Consider the following 13,527-nt stretch of genomic DNA (forward strand, 5'->3'; position numbering starts at 1 on the left):
CGGCGGCCCGGGCGAAACTGTGATCGGGTCGAAACCTCGCTCACGTGCGAACCTCAGCCTCGGCCCGTACCGTGGCCCCATGCCGAAGCTCACCTCTGTTTCCGCCGCCGGCATCGCCGTGCTCGCGGTCGGGATGCTCGCTTGCGGCTGCGCGGAACGGACTCCGCCGGTCGAGGTCGCGACCCCGTCCGATGACGCGCGCACGCTTCCCCGACCCACCGCGGATGACGCCCAGCGCTGGGCCGACACCGTCATCCCCGAGAACGCGCTCGGCGGAGCCTCGTGGACTCAGCGCGAGGCGGGTGTCCTCGATCCGGGCGGAGAGCCGATCATCGCGGTCACGGCGGGCGAGGCTCCCGCCATCGTGACGATCGCCTGCGTCACCGGCTCCGGCAGTCAGCTGACCTACACCGTGACGGCGAACGGCGAGACGCTCGACAGCGGTGAGGCGACCTGTGCGGCGGTCGACGAGAACGCCGAGGCGCACAGCATCCGCGACGTGCCCGCCGACGCCACGGTCGAGCTCAGCGCCTCGGCGACGGGGCTGTTCGTCTACGCCGTCACGCCCGACCGTCACCCCGAGCGGTGATCTCCGGTCGATGCGGGCTCACCGAGCCCAGCGCCGGCACCACTCGTACATGACGACGGCACCCGCCGCCGAGGCGTTGATCGATCGCGTCGAGCCGTACTGCGTGATCTCGACGACGACGGATGCCGCGGCCACGGCGTCGGCCGAAAGCCCCGGGCCTTCCTGTCCGAACATCAGCACGGCACGCTGGGGCAGGTCGGCCCGGTCGACCGGAACCGACCCCGGGACGTTGTCCACCGCGACGATCGGGAGGTCGTTCTCGCGCGCCCACGTGGCGAAGGAGGCGACATCCTCGTGGTGGCGGACGTGCTGGTAGCGGTCGGTGACCATCGCGCCGCGGCGGTTCCAGCGCCGGCGTCCGACGATATGCACCTCCGCCGCACCGAACGCGTTGGCGCTGCGAACGATCGAGCCGATGTTCATGTCGTGCTGCCAGTTCTCGATCGCGACGTGGAAAGGATGCCGATGCTCGTCGAGATCGGCCACGATCGCCTCGAGCCGCCAGTAGCGGTACCGGTCCACGACATTGCGCCGGTCGCCGTCGGCGAGCAGCTGCGGGTCGTAGCGGGGCTCGTCGGGCCATGCGTCCGGGCCGCCCGGCCACGGTCCCACGCCCACCGGCAGCTGCGGCTCCGCGTCGACGTCGTCACGGCCGTCGCCGGGCGCGCCTGCGGGCGCGTCGGCGGGCGCGTCGGCGGGGTCGGGGCGGGTCACCGGGACAGGCTATCCCGCCGCCGCGGATAATCTGGAGTGTGCCCTCCCCCGCCGTCGACGACTACTTGAAGACGATCTACCACCACACCGAGTGGCAGTCGGCGCCGATCACCCCGTCGCAGCTCGCGGCCATGCTCGGGCTCGCACCGTCGACGGTCACCGAGATGGTGCGCAAGCTCGCCGCACAGGACCTCGTGTCGCATCGCCCCTACGGACCGGTGACGCTGACCGAGACGGGCCGCCGGCGGGCGGCATCCATCATCCGGCGTCACCGGCTCATCGAGACGTGGCTCGTGCGCGAGTTCGGGTACGCCTGGGACGAGGTGCACGACGAGGCCGAGGTGCTCGAGCACACCATCAGCGACCGTCTGCTCGCGGGCATCGCGGAGCGGCTGGGCGATCCGCGATTCGATCCGCACGGCGACGCGATCCCCGACGCCGACGGCGAGGTCCATCGCGAGCCGTTCGTGCTGCTCGCCGAGGCCGCGATCGGCCACGAGGGCCGCATCCTCCGCGTGAGCGACCGCGACCCGGCGCTCCTGCGGGCGCTCGAGGAACGCGGCATCGACGTCGGTCACACCCTGATCGTCAGCGGACGCGACAGCGTTCAGCTCGACGGCGGTGGTTCCGCCGTGCTGCCGCCCGGCGCCGCCGCGGCCATCTGGATCACCGCCTGAGCGCGATCAGCTCTTCGCGCGCGTCCGGCTCGCCTTCAGATACGGCCACGGAGTGCGGGTCGTGTGCTCGCAGTACGACCACAGGCGCGCCGCGATCTCGGGATCGCGCGTGATCGCCGCGGGCGTCGCGACGCGCGGCGCGCCCCGCACCACACCGGAGGGTCCGTAGAACTCGCCGCCCGCGGCATCCGGATCGACGAGCGCGCGCACGAGCGGCCAGGCCCCGCGCTCCTTCGACTGGGTCACGGCGACCTGGAGGTTGTCGGTGAAGCGCGTCATGCGCGTGGGCTCGTTGATCCCCGCGATGCCGCGGGTGCGCCCGCTCGTGGAGTACCCGGGGTGGGCGACCAGGCTCGAGACGGGCACGCTCGCCGCCCGCAGCCGCTGGTCGGCCTCGAGGCCGAGCGAGGTCGTGGCGACCTTCGACTGGACGTACGCGCGCCAGGGCGAGTAGTCGCTCTCGAGCTCGATGTCGGTCGGGTCGTACTTCCAGATCGAGGTCGACACCGAGCCGACCCACACCATGCGCCCGCGGCCCGCGGCGAGCGCGATGAGCAGCTCACCGGCGAGCGCGTAGTGGCCGAGGACGTTGGTGGCGAACACCAGCTCATGGCCGTCGGGGGTCGTGCGGCGCTGCCGAGGCGGGTGCACGATCCCGGCGTTCAGAAGCAGGCCGTGCAGGGGCTTGCGCCCGCGCGCGGTCGCCGCCGCCGCACGGACCGAACCGAGGTTGCTGGTGTCGAGCAGCAGCGTCTCGATCGAGCCCACCCCCTCGGGAAGGGCCTTCGTGACCGATGCGCGCGCGGTCGCGAGGCGCTGCGGGCTGCGACCGGTCATGATGACGTGGGCCCCGGCGGAGGCGAGCTGGAGCGTCGCGAAGTAGCCGAGTCCCGCGTTGGAACCCGTGACGAGGTACCGCTTGCCCGACAGGTCGGGCAGCTTGCGGGGATTCCAGTCGTCGTGGGCCACGAGTGAAGACTACGGCCGGATCGCCACGGCTAGGCTGGGGCCATGCGGACACGCGCCGATATCGAGTGCTGGCTCACGGACATGGACGGCGTCCTCGTCCACGAGAACCACCCCATCCCGGGTGCGGCGGAACTGCTCGCGCAGTGGCGCGAGACGGGCACGCCGTTCCTCGTGCTGACCAACAACCCCTTCTTCACGCCGCGCGACCTCAGCGCGCGTCTCGCGCGGTCGGGGCTCGAGGTCCCGGAGGACCGCATCTGGACGTCGGCGCTCGCGACGGCCGACTTCCTGCGGTCGCAGCATCCCGGCGGCTCGGCGTTCGTCATCGGCGAGGCCGGCCTCACCACGGCCCTGCACGAGGCGGGCTACATCATGACCGAGACCGACCCCGACTACGTCGTCGTGGGTGAGACCCGCAACTACTCCTTCGATGCCATCACGAAGGCGATCCGGTTCATCAACGCCGGCGCACGCTTCATCATCACGAACCCGGATGCCACGGGCCCGACCCCCGAGGGCGTGGTCCCCGCCACCGGCTCGTTCGCGGCGCTCATCTCGCACGCGACCGGCAAGAGCCCGTACGTCGTCGGCAAGCCGAACCCCATGATGTTCCGCTCCGCGATGAACCGCATCGGAGCGCACTCCGAGAACACCGGCATGATCGGCGACCGCATGGACACCGACGTCGTGGCGGGCATCGAGGCGGGCCTGCACACCGTGCTCGTGCGCACCGGCATCTCGGACGACGCCGAGATCGAGCGCTACCCCTTCCGCCCCGACGAGATCCTCGACTCGGTCGCCGACCTGCTCGAGGCCGAGCCGTACGAGACCGAGGATCCGGGCATCCTGTGAACGAGTTCGAGCAGAACCTGCTGCTGATCAGCGTCGCCCTCATGCTCACGACCACCCTCGTGGTCGTCGTCGTGCAGATGGTGCGGCGGCGTCGGGACGGTGACGACGACTGATGTCGATCGTCCTGGCGCTCACCGGACTGGCGGTGCTGCTGGTCGCCCTCATCATCTTCGTGCGCAACCAGCAGATCGGCACCGACGGCACCAATCGCGGGTCGACGCGGCGCGGCATCATCCTGCTCATGTTCTTCGGCCTGCTGCTCGGCCTCGCCTCGCAGCTGCCCGTCTTCCGGGGCTGAGGTTCCGGGGGCCCGCCGCGGGGCGTCAGTCGAGGATCGCGGTCGCCTCGACCTCGACGAGGACATCGGGCTCGAAGAGGTAGTCGACCCCGATGAGCGATGCCGGCGGCATCGGCGTGGGCAGCCCGATCTCCTCGGCCACCTCCTGGACACCCGCCATGAAGTCGGCGATGCGGTCGGGGGACCACCCCGTGACGTAGAACGTCAAGCGGACGACATCGCCGAGCCCCGCGCCCGCGCTGACCAGCCCGGCGTGGGTGTTGCGGAGGGCGTGAGCGACCTGACCGGTGAGATCGCCCGGGGCGACGGGCCTGCCGTCGGCGGTGCGGGCGATCTGGCCGGCGACGGTGACGTGGCGGGTTCCCGTGGCCACGGCGACATGGTGGTACGGGACGGGCTGCATCAGCGAGGCGGGTGACGACAGGTGGACGGTCATGTGTATCTCCTTGCATCAACGCGGGTATCTCATGGATACCTGGTGCGCGGAGGTCACTTCAACGAGACTGGGTAGCGTGACCGATACCGCCCCCACTGCCACAGACCGATTCGAGATCACCGCCCCGCATCGCGAGCTGCTCGACCAGGTGCTCGACCGGTGGTCGCTCGCGGTGCTGAACGAGCTGTGCGACGCACCCGCCCGGTTCAGCACCCTCAGGCGGGCGATCCCCGCCGTGACGCAGAAGTCGCTCACCGCGACCCTCCGGCGCCTCGAGCGCAACGGGATCGTCGAGCGCGTGGTCCTCAGCACCCGGCCCGTCGCCGTGGAGTACCGGATCACGCCGCTCGGCAAGACGCTGCGTCCGCCCGTCGACGTCATCCTCGCCTGGGCGCACGAGCACATGCCCCGCATCGAGGACGCACGTCGGCGCTTCGACGATGAGATGGACGGAACGCCCGGGATCGGGGCCTAGGTCGATCAGACCGTGCCGGCGCGCACCTCGGCGAGGAAGGGATAGTCGATGTATCCCTCGGCGGTCGAGCCGTAGAAGAGCTCGGGGCGCGCCTCGTTGAGCTCGGCGCGCTGCTGCCACCGCACCGCCAGGTCGGGGTTGGCGATGACAGGACGGCCGACGGCGACGGCATCCGCCCAGTCCGACGTCACGAGCGTCTCGGCCTCTTCGCGGGTCGTGGGCGAGCCGAAGCCCGAGTTGAGGATGAACGGGGCGCCGGCCACGCGGCGGATGTGCTGCACGAGGTCTCCCGTGGGGTCGGCGCTCAGCACGTCGACGAACGCGAGCCCGAGCGGGGCGAGCCCCTCCGCGATAGCCGTGTAGGTGGCGAGGGCGTCGGCGTCGTCGTGCTCGAGCACACCCTGGATGTTGTGCTGCGGCGACAGGCGGATGCCGGTGCGGTCGGCTCCCACGGCTGCGGCGACGGCCCGCGTGACCTCGACCGCGAAGCGGGCACGGTTCTCGGGCGACGCGCCGTACTCGTCATCGCGCACGTTCGACACCGGCGAGAGGAACTCGTGCACGAGGTACCCGTTGGCGCCGTGGACCTCGACGCCGTCGAGCCCGGCCGCGAGGGCGTTGCGCGCCGCCTGTGCGAACTGTTCCACGACGAGCGGGATCTCCGCCGCGGTGAGCGCGTGGGCGATCGGCATGTCGGCCTTGCCCTTCGGGGTCCGGGTCTGCCCGGGCGCAGCCAGGGCGCTCGGCGCGACGACCCGATCGGCACCGGTGATGTCGGGGTGCGACACGCGTCCGCCGTGCATCAGCTGCATGACGATGGTGCCGCCGGCCTCATGGACGGCGTCGGCGATGCGCCGCCAGCCCGCGATCTGCTCGTCGGTCTGGATGCCGGGCTGCCCGGGGTACGACTTGCCCTCGACGACCGGCCACGTGCCCTCGGTGACGATGAGCCCCTGCCCCGCACGCTGGCGGTAGTACTCGACCATCACGTCGGTGGGGACGCCGTCCTCGCCCGCGCGGGTGCGGGTCAGCGGCGCCATGACGACGCGGTTCGACAGGTTCAGGGCGCCGAAGACGGCGGGCTCGTACAGGCTCATACCCGAGCGCAACCACCCCCACCCTGCGCGCTATTCCTCCGCAGGGCGGTTCGCTTGGCACTTCACGCCCCCTCGTCCGGCCGGAAGCGGCGGATGCTGCCAGGTGAAGCACCTTACTGCGGCGCGAGGCCCAGGTCGTCGAGGTCGATCGCGGCGAGCCACTGCAGCCCGGCCTCCTCGACCGCCGCCTGCGCGCCGGTCTTGCGGTCGACGATGACGGCCACCGCGACGGGCTCAGCGCCCTCGCGCCGCAGCGCCTCGACGGCCTTGAGCGCGGACTGGCCGGTGGTCGAGGTGTCCTCGACGACGACGACGCGCTTGCCCGCGACATCCGCGCCCTCGATCTGGCGACCGCGGCCGTGGTCCTTGGGCTCCTTGCGCACGACGAACGCGTCGAGGGGGCGACCGGCACGCACCGACTCGTGCATGACGGCGTTCGCGATCGGGTCGGCGCCGAGAGTGAGACCGCCGACGGCGACGACGCCGTCGATGTCCGAGATGAGGTCGAGCATGATGCGGCCGATCGCGGGCGCGGCCCGGTGGTCGAGGGTCAGGCGCCGCATGTCGACGTAGTACGTCGCCTTCTTGCCGCTCGAGAGGGTGAAGTCGCCGTGGAACACCGCCTCGTCCTGAATCAGCCGGATGAGGTCCTGGCGGTCGGCTTCGAGCTCGGGCGTGCCTGCGACGGTCATGACCCCGATTCTACGAGCGGAGCGCGCGCGCCTCGCGCCGCTCAGACCACGACGAGCTCGACATCACGGAGCTCGCCCGCCTCGACCGTGAGCGTGAGGAAGGTCTTGTGCGGCTGGCGGCGCCGGTCGGTGGGCGAGCCCGGGTTGAGCAGCCGGAGCCCGCGCGGGGTCGTCGTGTCCCAGGGGATGTGGCTGTGCCCGAACACGAGCACGTCGTCGTCGGGGTACGCGACATCCATCCGTCGCTCGCGCCCCGTCGCCGCCCCCGTCTCGTGCACGACCGCGAACCGGACTCCCTCGATCGTGCGACGCGCGACCTCGGGCAGCCGAGCGCGCAGGTCGGCTCCGTCGTTGTTGCCCCACACGCCCAGCACCTCGCCCTGCTCCTCGAGCTCGTCGAGGACGGATGCCGCGACCCAGTCGCCCGCGTGGACGATGAGGTCCGCCGCATCCGCTGCGGCGAGCACGGCATCCGGCAGCCCCCGCGCCCGCCCGGGAACATGGGTGTCGGCGATGAGCAGCAGTCGCGTGGCCATCCCCCGACGGTATCCGGATGCCGCGCAGCGGGCGACGTCCGATGCTCCGAATAGGCTGGAGGCATGCGCATCGCCACCTGGAACGTCAACTCGATCCGCGCTCGCGTCGACCGCATCGTCGGCTTCGCCGTGAACGAAGACATCGACGTCCTGGCGATGCAGGAGATTAAGTGCAAGCCCGAGCAGTTCCCGATGGAGCAGTTCGAGGCCGCGGGCTACCACGTCGAGCTGCACGGCCTGAACCAGTGGAACGGCGTCGCGATCGCCAGCCGCGAGCCGATGACCGACGTGCAGATCGGTTTTCCCGGGATGCCGGGCTTCCTCAAGGGGCACGAGGGACCCGACGCGCCGCAGGAGGCGCGGGCCATCGCCGCGACGGTCGGCGGCGTCCGGGTGTGGAGCCTGTACGTCCCGAACGGCCGGTCGCTCGACGACCCGCACTACGTCTACAAGCTGCACTGGCTGCAGGCGCTCGAGCAGTACACGCGCGACACCCTCGCAGCATCGCCCGACCTCGCCCTGGCGCTCACCGGCGACTTCAACATCTGCCCCACGCCCGAGGATGTCGGCGACCCCAGCCTCATCGAGGGCGTCACGACCCACGTGTCCCCGGCCGAGCGCGCCGCCTTCCAGGCGCTGCTCGACGCCGGGCTCGCCGACACGGTGCGGCCGCTGGTCCCGACCGGGTTCACCTATTGGGACTACAAGCAGCTGCGCTTCCCCCGCAACGAGGGCCTGCGCATCGACTTCATCCTCGGCTCGCCGGCCTTCGCCGACGCCGTCACGGGCGCCGCCATCCACCGTGACCAGCGCAAGGGCGAGGCGCCCAGCGATCACGTCCCCGTCGTCGTCGACCTCGACCTCGACGGTGACGACGACGACGATCGCCCGATGATCTTCTGACCGTCGTGCCGACCGTCCGGCTCCCCCGCACGGGGGATGCCGCGCCCCGGCGCGCCCCGTAGCGTGGAAGGCATGTCCGTGGCCACCCCCGTTCCCGACGAGCGCCTCGCCCCGACCCCCGAGCAACTGCGCAACGATCTGTGGCTCGCCGCCGCGCTGCTCGTGAGTGCGATCCTCAGCACCTGGCTCGGAAGCGTCGCCCAGGTCTGGGGAGACGATTCCCCGCACCTCGGCTGGGGCCTGCTCTACTGCGTCGCACTGACGGCGCCGCTCGCGTTGCGTCGCCGCATCCCGGAGGTGTCGCTCATCGCCGTCGCGGTCGTCTACTTCGTCGGCATGTCGGTGCACGTCCCCGAGATGTACGTCGGCAGCATCGCCCTGTTCATCGCGATGTACTCGGTCGGCGCCTGGGTCGTCGACCGGCGCCGAGCGATGATCGTCCGCGTCGTGGTCATCATCGGCATGTTCTTCTGGCTGCTGGCGGCGATGTTCCAGGCGGCGAGCGAGCAGGGCAGCGACAGCGCCGCGGAGTTCTCGCTGTTCTCCCCCGTCGCAGCGATGATGATGCTGCAGTTCCTCTTCAACGTCGTCTTCTTCGCGGGTGCCTTCGCCTTCGGCGAGCGGGCCTACGCGGGCGCGCTCAGCCGAGAGGAGCTCGAACAGCGCACCCGCGAGCTCGAGCACGAGCGCGAGATCACCGCGGCCCAAGCGGTCGCGCTCGACCGCGTCCGCATCGCCCGCGAGCTGCACGACGTCGTCGCGCACCACGTCTCGGCGATGGGCGTGCAGGCCGGCGCCGCACGCACGGTGCTCGACCGCGACCCCGACGCGGCGCGGCGCGCGCTCACCGTGGTCGAGGAGTCGGCACGGGCGTCGCTGACGGAGCTGCGGCAGCTGCTCGAGACGCTGCGGACCCCGGATGCCACGGCCCCGCATGACTCGACGCTGCGGCTCGACGCGATCGAGGAGCTCGTACGGTACTCCGAGGAGAACGGTATGCCGACCACCTTCGCTGTCGTGGGCGAGCCGGTCGCGGCATCCGAGGTCGCGCAGGTGAACCTCTACCGCATCGCGCAGGAGGCGCTGACGAACGCCCGCCGCCACGGCGGGCCCGACGCGCGCGCCGACGTGCGCCTGCGGTTCGACGGCGACGAGATCGAGCTCGAGGTCGCCAACGACGGGCGCGTGCGGTTCGGATCGACACCGGGCCTCGGCCTCGTGGGCATGCGCGAGCGCGCGGCTGCGTCGGGCGGATGGCTCGAGGCGGCACCGCGTCCGCGTGGGGGATTCCTCGTCCGGGCCCGTGTTCCCGCGAGTGCGCGGTCGTCCCAGCCGAGCGCCGAGGAGGTTCTCGCGTGAGCTCCACCGCCACGCCCACGTCGGTGGTGCTCGTCGACGACCATGCCGTCATGCGGGCCGGATTCCGCATGATCCTCGAAGCGAGCGGCGACATCGCCGTCGTGGGCGAGGCCGGCGACGGCGCCGAGGCCGTCGAGACGGTCGCGCGCCTGCAGCCGGACGTCGTCTTCATGGACGTTCAGATGCCCGTCCTCGACGGGCTCGAAGCGACCCGCCGCATCGTCGCCGACCCGCGCAACTCCAGCGCAGTCGTCGTCGTGACGACCTTCGACCGCGACGACTACCTCTTTCAGGCGTTGCAGGCCGGGGCCAGCGGCTTCCTGCTGAAGAACGCCGGGCCCGAGGAGCTCGCCGCCGCCGTGCGGGTGGCCGCCGCCGGTGACGCCCTCCTCGCTCCGGAGGTCACCCGACGGGTCATCGAGCGCTTCGCGGGCGGCCCGCCCGACGCGACCGCCTCGGCCGTCGAAGCACCCGCCGCGCCGCCGACGTCGACTCCTGCCGATCACGGCCTCACCGAGCGCGAGGCGGAGGTGCTGCGCCTCCTCGCGCGGGCGCTCAGCAACGCCGAGATCGCGCGCGAGCTCTTCATCGGCGACGCCACGGTGAAGACGCACGTGTCGAACATCCTCATCAAGCTCGGCGCCCGCGACCGCGTGGCCGCCGTCGTCCTGGCCCACCGCAACGGCTGGGCCTGACGGTTCAGGCCGGGTCTGAGACGGGCGAGCGCGAGGGGCGCGGCAGCGGCATCGAGAGGGGCCGGACCGCGCGCGGCATCGCGACGCGCCAGAGCGCCCGGATGCTCCAGATGAACAGTCCGACCAGCAGCACGTTCCGGGCGAGAAGCAGGCTCGCCGCGAAGGGATCGGCTCGGACGAGAGGCATGTAGAAGATCGGGAAGACGAGGGTCGTGAGGAAGCTCGTCACCGCCATCCACTTCGCCGGTGTCCGCCACCGGTCGGGATCGACGAGGAGACCGACCACGACGATCGGGGCGATCCACAGCATGTACTGCGGCGAGCCGACCTTGTTGAAGACGATGAGCGCCGCGGTGAGAGCGAAGGCCCCGAGCACGACGAGGCGTCCCTCCGCGAGCTCGGTGCGCGGCGCGCCGGCGACCCAGGTCATCCGCGCACGCACCAGGAGCACGGCGATCCCCGCGAATGCGACGATCATCAGCCACCCCACGATCTCTCCGGCGGCCATCGCCCCGTATCCGACCACCTCGCGGGTCGCGAGCTCGTCGTTCTGCTGGATCCGCGCTCCGGGCATCTCCCAGATCGTCGCCCAGACCCAGGGGGTCGCAACGGGCGCTTCGAGCTGCGGCGCACGCGTTCCCTGAATCGTCAGGAAGCTGAAGAGGTTCGAGGCACCACCCGCGAGGACGATGGCGACCATGATGACGACGCTCGCCGCGATGCCGCCCAGGGCGACCCACCAGCGGCTGCGGCACACAGCGACCACGGCGGCCGCGATGGCGGCGGGCCAGACCTTGATCCAGGTCGCCAGGGCGATGAGCGCTCCGGCCACGACGGGCCGCCGCGAGACCCAGACGAGCCCGGCGATGGCGAGCGGCGCGGCGACCCCCTCCAGGCGCAGCATCGACACGGGGGCGAGAAGCAGAATGCTGAGCAGCCAGTACCAGGCGGCCGGGTAAGCCGAGCGCCGCTGCAGCCGCGCGCCCGCGATCGCGGCGAGTGCGAGCCAGTTGGCACCGGCGAGCATGAGCAGCCAGACGAGCTGATACAGGTAGGGGCCGAGCGCGATCGGCGCGACGATCGGCAGCAGCGCGCCCGCCGGGTACACCCACTCGAAGTCGATGATGGGCCAGGTCCCCTGCACGGCATCCTGCGCCCACTGCCGGTACAGCGGCAGATCGCCCTCCGTGCCGCCCGCGATGATGAGGGGCAGGAGGGCGAGGATGTAGGCGGCGTGGAAGGCCACGAGTCCAGTGACGAGACCTCGACGGGTTCGGCCGAACGCCGCCAACCGTTGGCGGCGCGTCGAGCGGCGGGGGGATGCCGGAAGAGACGTCACCCGGGCATCATAGGCCCCGCGCATATCTGCACGATGAACGCCCGGGCGGCGCCGGCCGGCGGCCCGGATCGGCTCATCGGCGGTGCGCCGCGCGTCCGCCGTGGCCCGCCAGCGCATCGGCCGCGCCCACGAGCGCGAGATGAGACAGCGCCTGAGGGGTGTTGCCCGCCTGTCTTCCTCCAGTGACGTCGTACTCCTCCGACAGCAGTCCGACGTCGTTCGCGAGCCCGCACAAGCGGTCCATGAGCGCGGTGGCGTCGTCGATGCGTCCGGTCGCCGCGTACTGCTCGACGAGCCAGAACGAGCAGGCGAGGAAGGGATGCTCCGTGCCGGCCAGCCCGTCGACGCCGGCCTCGGTGCGGTAGCGCATCACGAGGCCCTCGCGCAGCAGCGTGCTCTCGATGCGGGCGACGGTCGCGAGCATGCGCGGATCGTCGGGGGCGCAGAACCCGACGGCCGGGAGCAGCAGCAGCGATGCGTCGACCTCGTCGGTGCGGAAGTGCTGCGTGAAGTGGCCGCCGGCGGCATCCACACCGTGCGCGTCGATCTCGGCGCGCACGCGGTCGCGCAGACCCCGCCACCTGGCGGGATCGCCGTCGAGCCCGTGCTCCTCCACGGCCCGGACGCCCCGATCGAGCGCGGCCCAGATCATCGCGCGCGAATGGGTGAACATCTGCGGTTCGCCGCGGATCTCCCAGATGCCGTGATCGGGTCGGTCGAGCCAGGCGACGGCCTGATCGAGCAGCGCGCGCTGCAGCGCCCACGAGAACGACGTCTCGGTGACGCCGGCGATCCGGGCGGCTTCGAGAGCGACCATCACCTCGCCGATGACGTCGGCCTGGTACTGGTCGACCGCGCCGTTGCCGACGCGCACCGGCGACGACCCTGCATAGCCGGGAAGGCTCTCCAGCTCGCGCTCGGGCAGGTCGCGCTCCCCCGCGATGCCGTACATGATCTGCACGTCGGCCGGGTCGCCGGCCACCGCCCGCAGCAGCCAGTCGCGCCAGCGCGCCGCGGCCTCGAGATAGCCGTGCGAGATGTAGGCCTCGAGGGTGAGAGCGGCGTCACGCAGCCACACGTACCGGTAGTCCCAGTTGCGCGAACCACCGAAGTCCTCCGGCAGCGAGGTCGTCGCGGCGGCGACGATGCCGCCCGTCTCGGCGTGGGTGAGCGCCCGCAGCACGAGCATGGAGCGCAGCACCCGGTCGCCCCACCGCCCGCCGTCGCGGATGCGCCGCGCCCAGGTCGTCCACCACCCGCGCGTGCGGTCGAGGGCGTCGTCGACGTCGAACGGCTGCGGAACGTCGCGGTACGAGGCCTCCCAGCGCAGCACCGAGTCGACGGTGCGGCCCGCCTCGACACGGAACTCACCCCGGTGCATCGTGTCCTGGGCGACGAGCCGCGGGCCGCGCAGCGTGACGGCATCGGGCCCCGCCACCGCGAGCAGGACGCCCATCGGCAGCGCATCGGAGGTGTCCCCCGCGCCGATCTGCCGCACCCAGGGAACGGCCCGCGCGTAATCGAACCGCAACCGCACCTCGCTCACGAAGTCGACCTCGCCCGCGACGCCGACGACGCGCCGGACGACCGCATCGACCCCGTCGAGGACCGGCATGAACTCGTGCACCTCGGCGACGCCGCCGGCGCACTCCCACCGCGTCACGAGCACGAACGTGTCACCGTCGTAGCTCCGCGTCGCGGTTGCGTCCGGGTCGCGGGGCCGCACGCTCCAGCATCCGTGCGAGTGGTCGCCGAGCAGCGCCCCGAAGATCGATCCCGAGTCGTAGCGGGGAAGGCACAGCCAGTCGAGGTCGCCCCGGTCGGACACGAGCGCCGCGCTGCGGCAGTTGCTGAGGAGGGCGTAGCGCTCGATCGGTGCGGGCATCCTCGCATCAT

The 13,527-nt window shown here is 71.6% G+C and carries 16 protein-coding genes; 8 read left to right on the forward strand and 8 right to left on the reverse strand.

From position 1 onward, the window contains the following. Positions 1 to 79: 79 nt before the first annotated feature. Positions 80 to 589, forward strand: coding sequence for a hypothetical protein (locus C3481_RS07610; RefSeq protein ID WP_064956353.1), 510 nt, complete (start codon positions 80 to 82; stop codon positions 587 to 589). 18 nt (positions 590 to 607) lie between these two features. Here the strand turns inward: C3481_RS07610 and C3481_RS07615 are convergent, their stop codons facing one another. After that, positions 608 to 1,213 carry a TrmH family RNA methyltransferase gene (locus C3481_RS07615; protein WP_258039090.1) on the reverse strand — a complete coding sequence of 202 codons (606 nt, stop codon included), beginning with the start codon at positions 1,211 to 1,213 and terminating at the stop codon, positions 608 to 610. A gap of 128 nt (positions 1,214 to 1,341) precedes the next feature. Here C3481_RS07615 and C3481_RS07620 point away from each other — a divergent pair, with 128 nt between their 5' ends. Then, positions 1,342 to 1,980, forward strand: coding sequence for a metal-dependent transcriptional regulator (locus C3481_RS07620; protein ID WP_023952772.1), 639 nt, complete (start codon positions 1,342 to 1,344; stop codon positions 1,978 to 1,980). Between the two features lie 6 nt (positions 1,981 to 1,986). Here the strand turns inward: C3481_RS07620 and C3481_RS07625 are convergent, their stop codons facing one another. Beyond that, positions 1,987 to 2,949 carry an SDR family NAD(P)-dependent oxidoreductase gene (locus tag C3481_RS07625; protein ID WP_103841466.1) on the reverse strand — a complete coding sequence of 321 codons (963 nt, stop codon included), beginning with the start codon at positions 2,947 to 2,949 and terminating at the stop codon, positions 1,987 to 1,989. 42 nt (positions 2,950 to 2,991) lie between these two features. Between C3481_RS07625 and C3481_RS07630 the strand changes: the two genes are divergently transcribed. Together C3481_RS07630 and C3481_RS07635 are read left to right on the forward strand one after the other, a co-directional pair. Then, positions 2,992 to 3,801, forward strand: a complete 810-nt coding sequence (locus tag C3481_RS07630) for an HAD-IIA family hydrolase (RefSeq protein ID WP_023952774.1) — start codon at positions 2,992 to 2,994, stop codon at positions 3,799 to 3,801. 112 nt (positions 3,802 to 3,913) lie between these two features. Next, entirely contained in the window at positions 3,914 to 4,099 is a 186-nt protein-coding gene (locus tag C3481_RS07635; RefSeq protein ID WP_023952775.1) for a hypothetical protein, read from the forward strand. 25 nt (positions 4,100 to 4,124) lie between these two features. On the opposite strand, the gene C3481_RS07640 is transcribed toward C3481_RS07635, so the two are convergent. After that, the gene (locus tag C3481_RS07640) at positions 4,125 to 4,535 is read right to left on the reverse strand and encodes a RidA family protein (protein ID WP_103841468.1); all 411 of its coding nucleotides are present in this window, start codon (positions 4,533 to 4,535) and stop codon (positions 4,125 to 4,127) included. 76 nt (positions 4,536 to 4,611) lie between these two features. On the opposite strand from C3481_RS07640, the gene C3481_RS07645 reads away from it, so the two are divergent. Further along, positions 4,612 to 5,010, forward strand: a complete 399-nt coding sequence (locus C3481_RS07645; protein WP_023952778.1) for a helix-turn-helix domain-containing protein — start codon at positions 4,612 to 4,614, stop codon at positions 5,008 to 5,010. Between the two features lie 5 nt (positions 5,011 to 5,015). On the opposite strand, the gene C3481_RS07650 is transcribed toward C3481_RS07645, so the two are convergent. The 3 genes from C3481_RS07650 to C3481_RS07660 form a co-directional block, all read right to left on the reverse strand. Continuing rightward, positions 5,016 to 6,107 (reverse strand): alkene reductase, encoded by a 1,092-nt coding sequence (locus tag C3481_RS07650; RefSeq protein ID WP_103841472.1) that lies wholly within the window; start codon positions 6,105 to 6,107, stop codon positions 5,016 to 5,018. A 113-nt stretch (positions 6,108 to 6,220) separates the two neighbouring features. Beyond that, positions 6,221 to 6,799, reverse strand: coding sequence for an orotate phosphoribosyltransferase (gene pyrE, locus C3481_RS07655; RefSeq protein ID WP_023952782.1), 579 nt, complete (start codon positions 6,797 to 6,799; stop codon positions 6,221 to 6,223). Positions 6,800 to 6,840: 41 nt separating this feature from the next. After that, complete coding sequence (locus C3481_RS07660) at positions 6,841 to 7,335, reverse strand: metallophosphoesterase family protein (RefSeq protein ID WP_103841474.1); 495 nt, start codon at positions 7,333 to 7,335, stop codon at positions 6,841 to 6,843. Positions 7,336 to 7,398: 63 nt separating this feature from the next. Here C3481_RS07660 and C3481_RS07665 point away from each other — a divergent pair, with 63 nt between their 5' ends. The 3 genes from C3481_RS07665 to C3481_RS07675 all read left to right on the forward strand — a co-directional run bounded on the left by C3481_RS07665 (position 7,399) and on the right by C3481_RS07675 (position 10,292). Continuing rightward, positions 7,399 to 8,238 carry an exodeoxyribonuclease III gene (locus C3481_RS07665; protein ID WP_023952787.1) on the forward strand — a complete coding sequence of 280 codons (840 nt, stop codon included), beginning with the start codon at positions 7,399 to 7,401 and terminating at the stop codon, positions 8,236 to 8,238. A gap of 72 nt (positions 8,239 to 8,310) precedes the next feature. Further along, entirely contained in the window at positions 8,311 to 9,597 is a 1,287-nt protein-coding gene (locus C3481_RS07670; protein WP_071918624.1) for a sensor histidine kinase, read from the forward strand. A 50-nt stretch (positions 9,598 to 9,647) separates the two neighbouring features. Further along, a complete protein-coding gene (locus C3481_RS07675) occupies positions 9,648 to 10,292 on the forward strand; it encodes a response regulator transcription factor (RefSeq protein ID WP_052007807.1) in 645 nt (214 codons plus the stop codon). A gap of 4 nt (positions 10,293 to 10,296) precedes the next feature. Here the strand turns inward: C3481_RS07675 and C3481_RS07680 are convergent, their stop codons facing one another. Both C3481_RS07680 and C3481_RS07685 read right to left on the reverse strand, forming a co-directional pair. After that, positions 10,297 to 11,631 carry a DUF2029 domain-containing protein gene (locus tag C3481_RS07680; RefSeq protein WP_219817645.1) on the reverse strand — a complete coding sequence of 445 codons (1,335 nt, stop codon included), beginning with the start codon at positions 11,629 to 11,631 and terminating at the stop codon, positions 10,297 to 10,299. Between the two features lie 73 nt (positions 11,632 to 11,704). Further along, positions 11,705 to 13,516, reverse strand: coding sequence for a glycoside hydrolase family 15 protein (locus C3481_RS07685; protein WP_103841476.1), 1,812 nt, complete (start codon positions 13,514 to 13,516; stop codon positions 11,705 to 11,707). Between the last annotated feature and the right edge of the window lie 11 nt (positions 13,517 to 13,527).

The sequence above is a fragment of the Microbacterium sp. Ru50 genome (genome assembly GCF_002920555.1).
Taxonomy (GTDB): Bacteria; Actinomycetota; Actinomycetes; order Actinomycetales; family Microbacteriaceae; genus Microbacterium; species Microbacterium arborescens.

Bases quoted from the DNA above. Each gene is read 5' to 3' on its own strand.
- C3481_RS07610 (WP_064956353.1), top strand. From the start codon at position 80: ATGCCGAAGCTCACCTCTGTTTCCGCCGCCGGCATCGCCGTGCTCGCG.
- C3481_RS07630 (WP_023952774.1), top strand. From the start codon at position 2,992: ATGCGGACACGCGCCGATATCGAGTGCTGGCTCACGGACATGGACGGC.
- C3481_RS07635 (WP_023952775.1), top strand. From the start codon at position 3,914: ATGTCGATCGTCCTGGCGCTCACCGGACTGGCGGTGCTGCTGGTCGCC.
- C3481_RS07640 (WP_103841468.1), bottom strand. From the start codon at position 4,535: ATGACCGTCCACCTGTCGTCACCCGCCTCGCTGATGCAGCCCGTCCCG.
- C3481_RS07650 (WP_103841472.1), bottom strand. From the start codon at position 6,107: ATGAGCCTGTACGAGCCCGCCGTCTTCGGCGCCCTGAACCTGTCGAAC.
- pyrE (WP_023952782.1), bottom strand. From the start codon at position 6,799: ATGACCGTCGCAGGCACGCCCGAGCTCGAAGCCGACCGCCAGGACCTC.
- C3481_RS07660 (WP_103841474.1), bottom strand. From the start codon at position 7,335: ATGGCCACGCGACTGCTGCTCATCGCCGACACCCATGTTCCCGGGCGG.
- C3481_RS07665 (WP_023952787.1), top strand. From the start codon at position 7,399: ATGCGCATCGCCACCTGGAACGTCAACTCGATCCGCGCTCGCGTCGAC.
- C3481_RS07670 (WP_071918624.1), top strand. From the start codon at position 8,311: ATGTCCGTGGCCACCCCCGTTCCCGACGAGCGCCTCGCCCCGACCCCC.
- C3481_RS07675 (WP_052007807.1), top strand. From the start codon at position 9,648: ATGCGGGCCGGATTCCGCATGATCCTCGAAGCGAGCGGCGACATCGCC.
- C3481_RS07685 (WP_103841476.1), bottom strand. From the start codon at position 13,516: ATGCCCGCACCGATCGAGCGCTACGCCCTCCTCAGCAACTGCCGCAGC.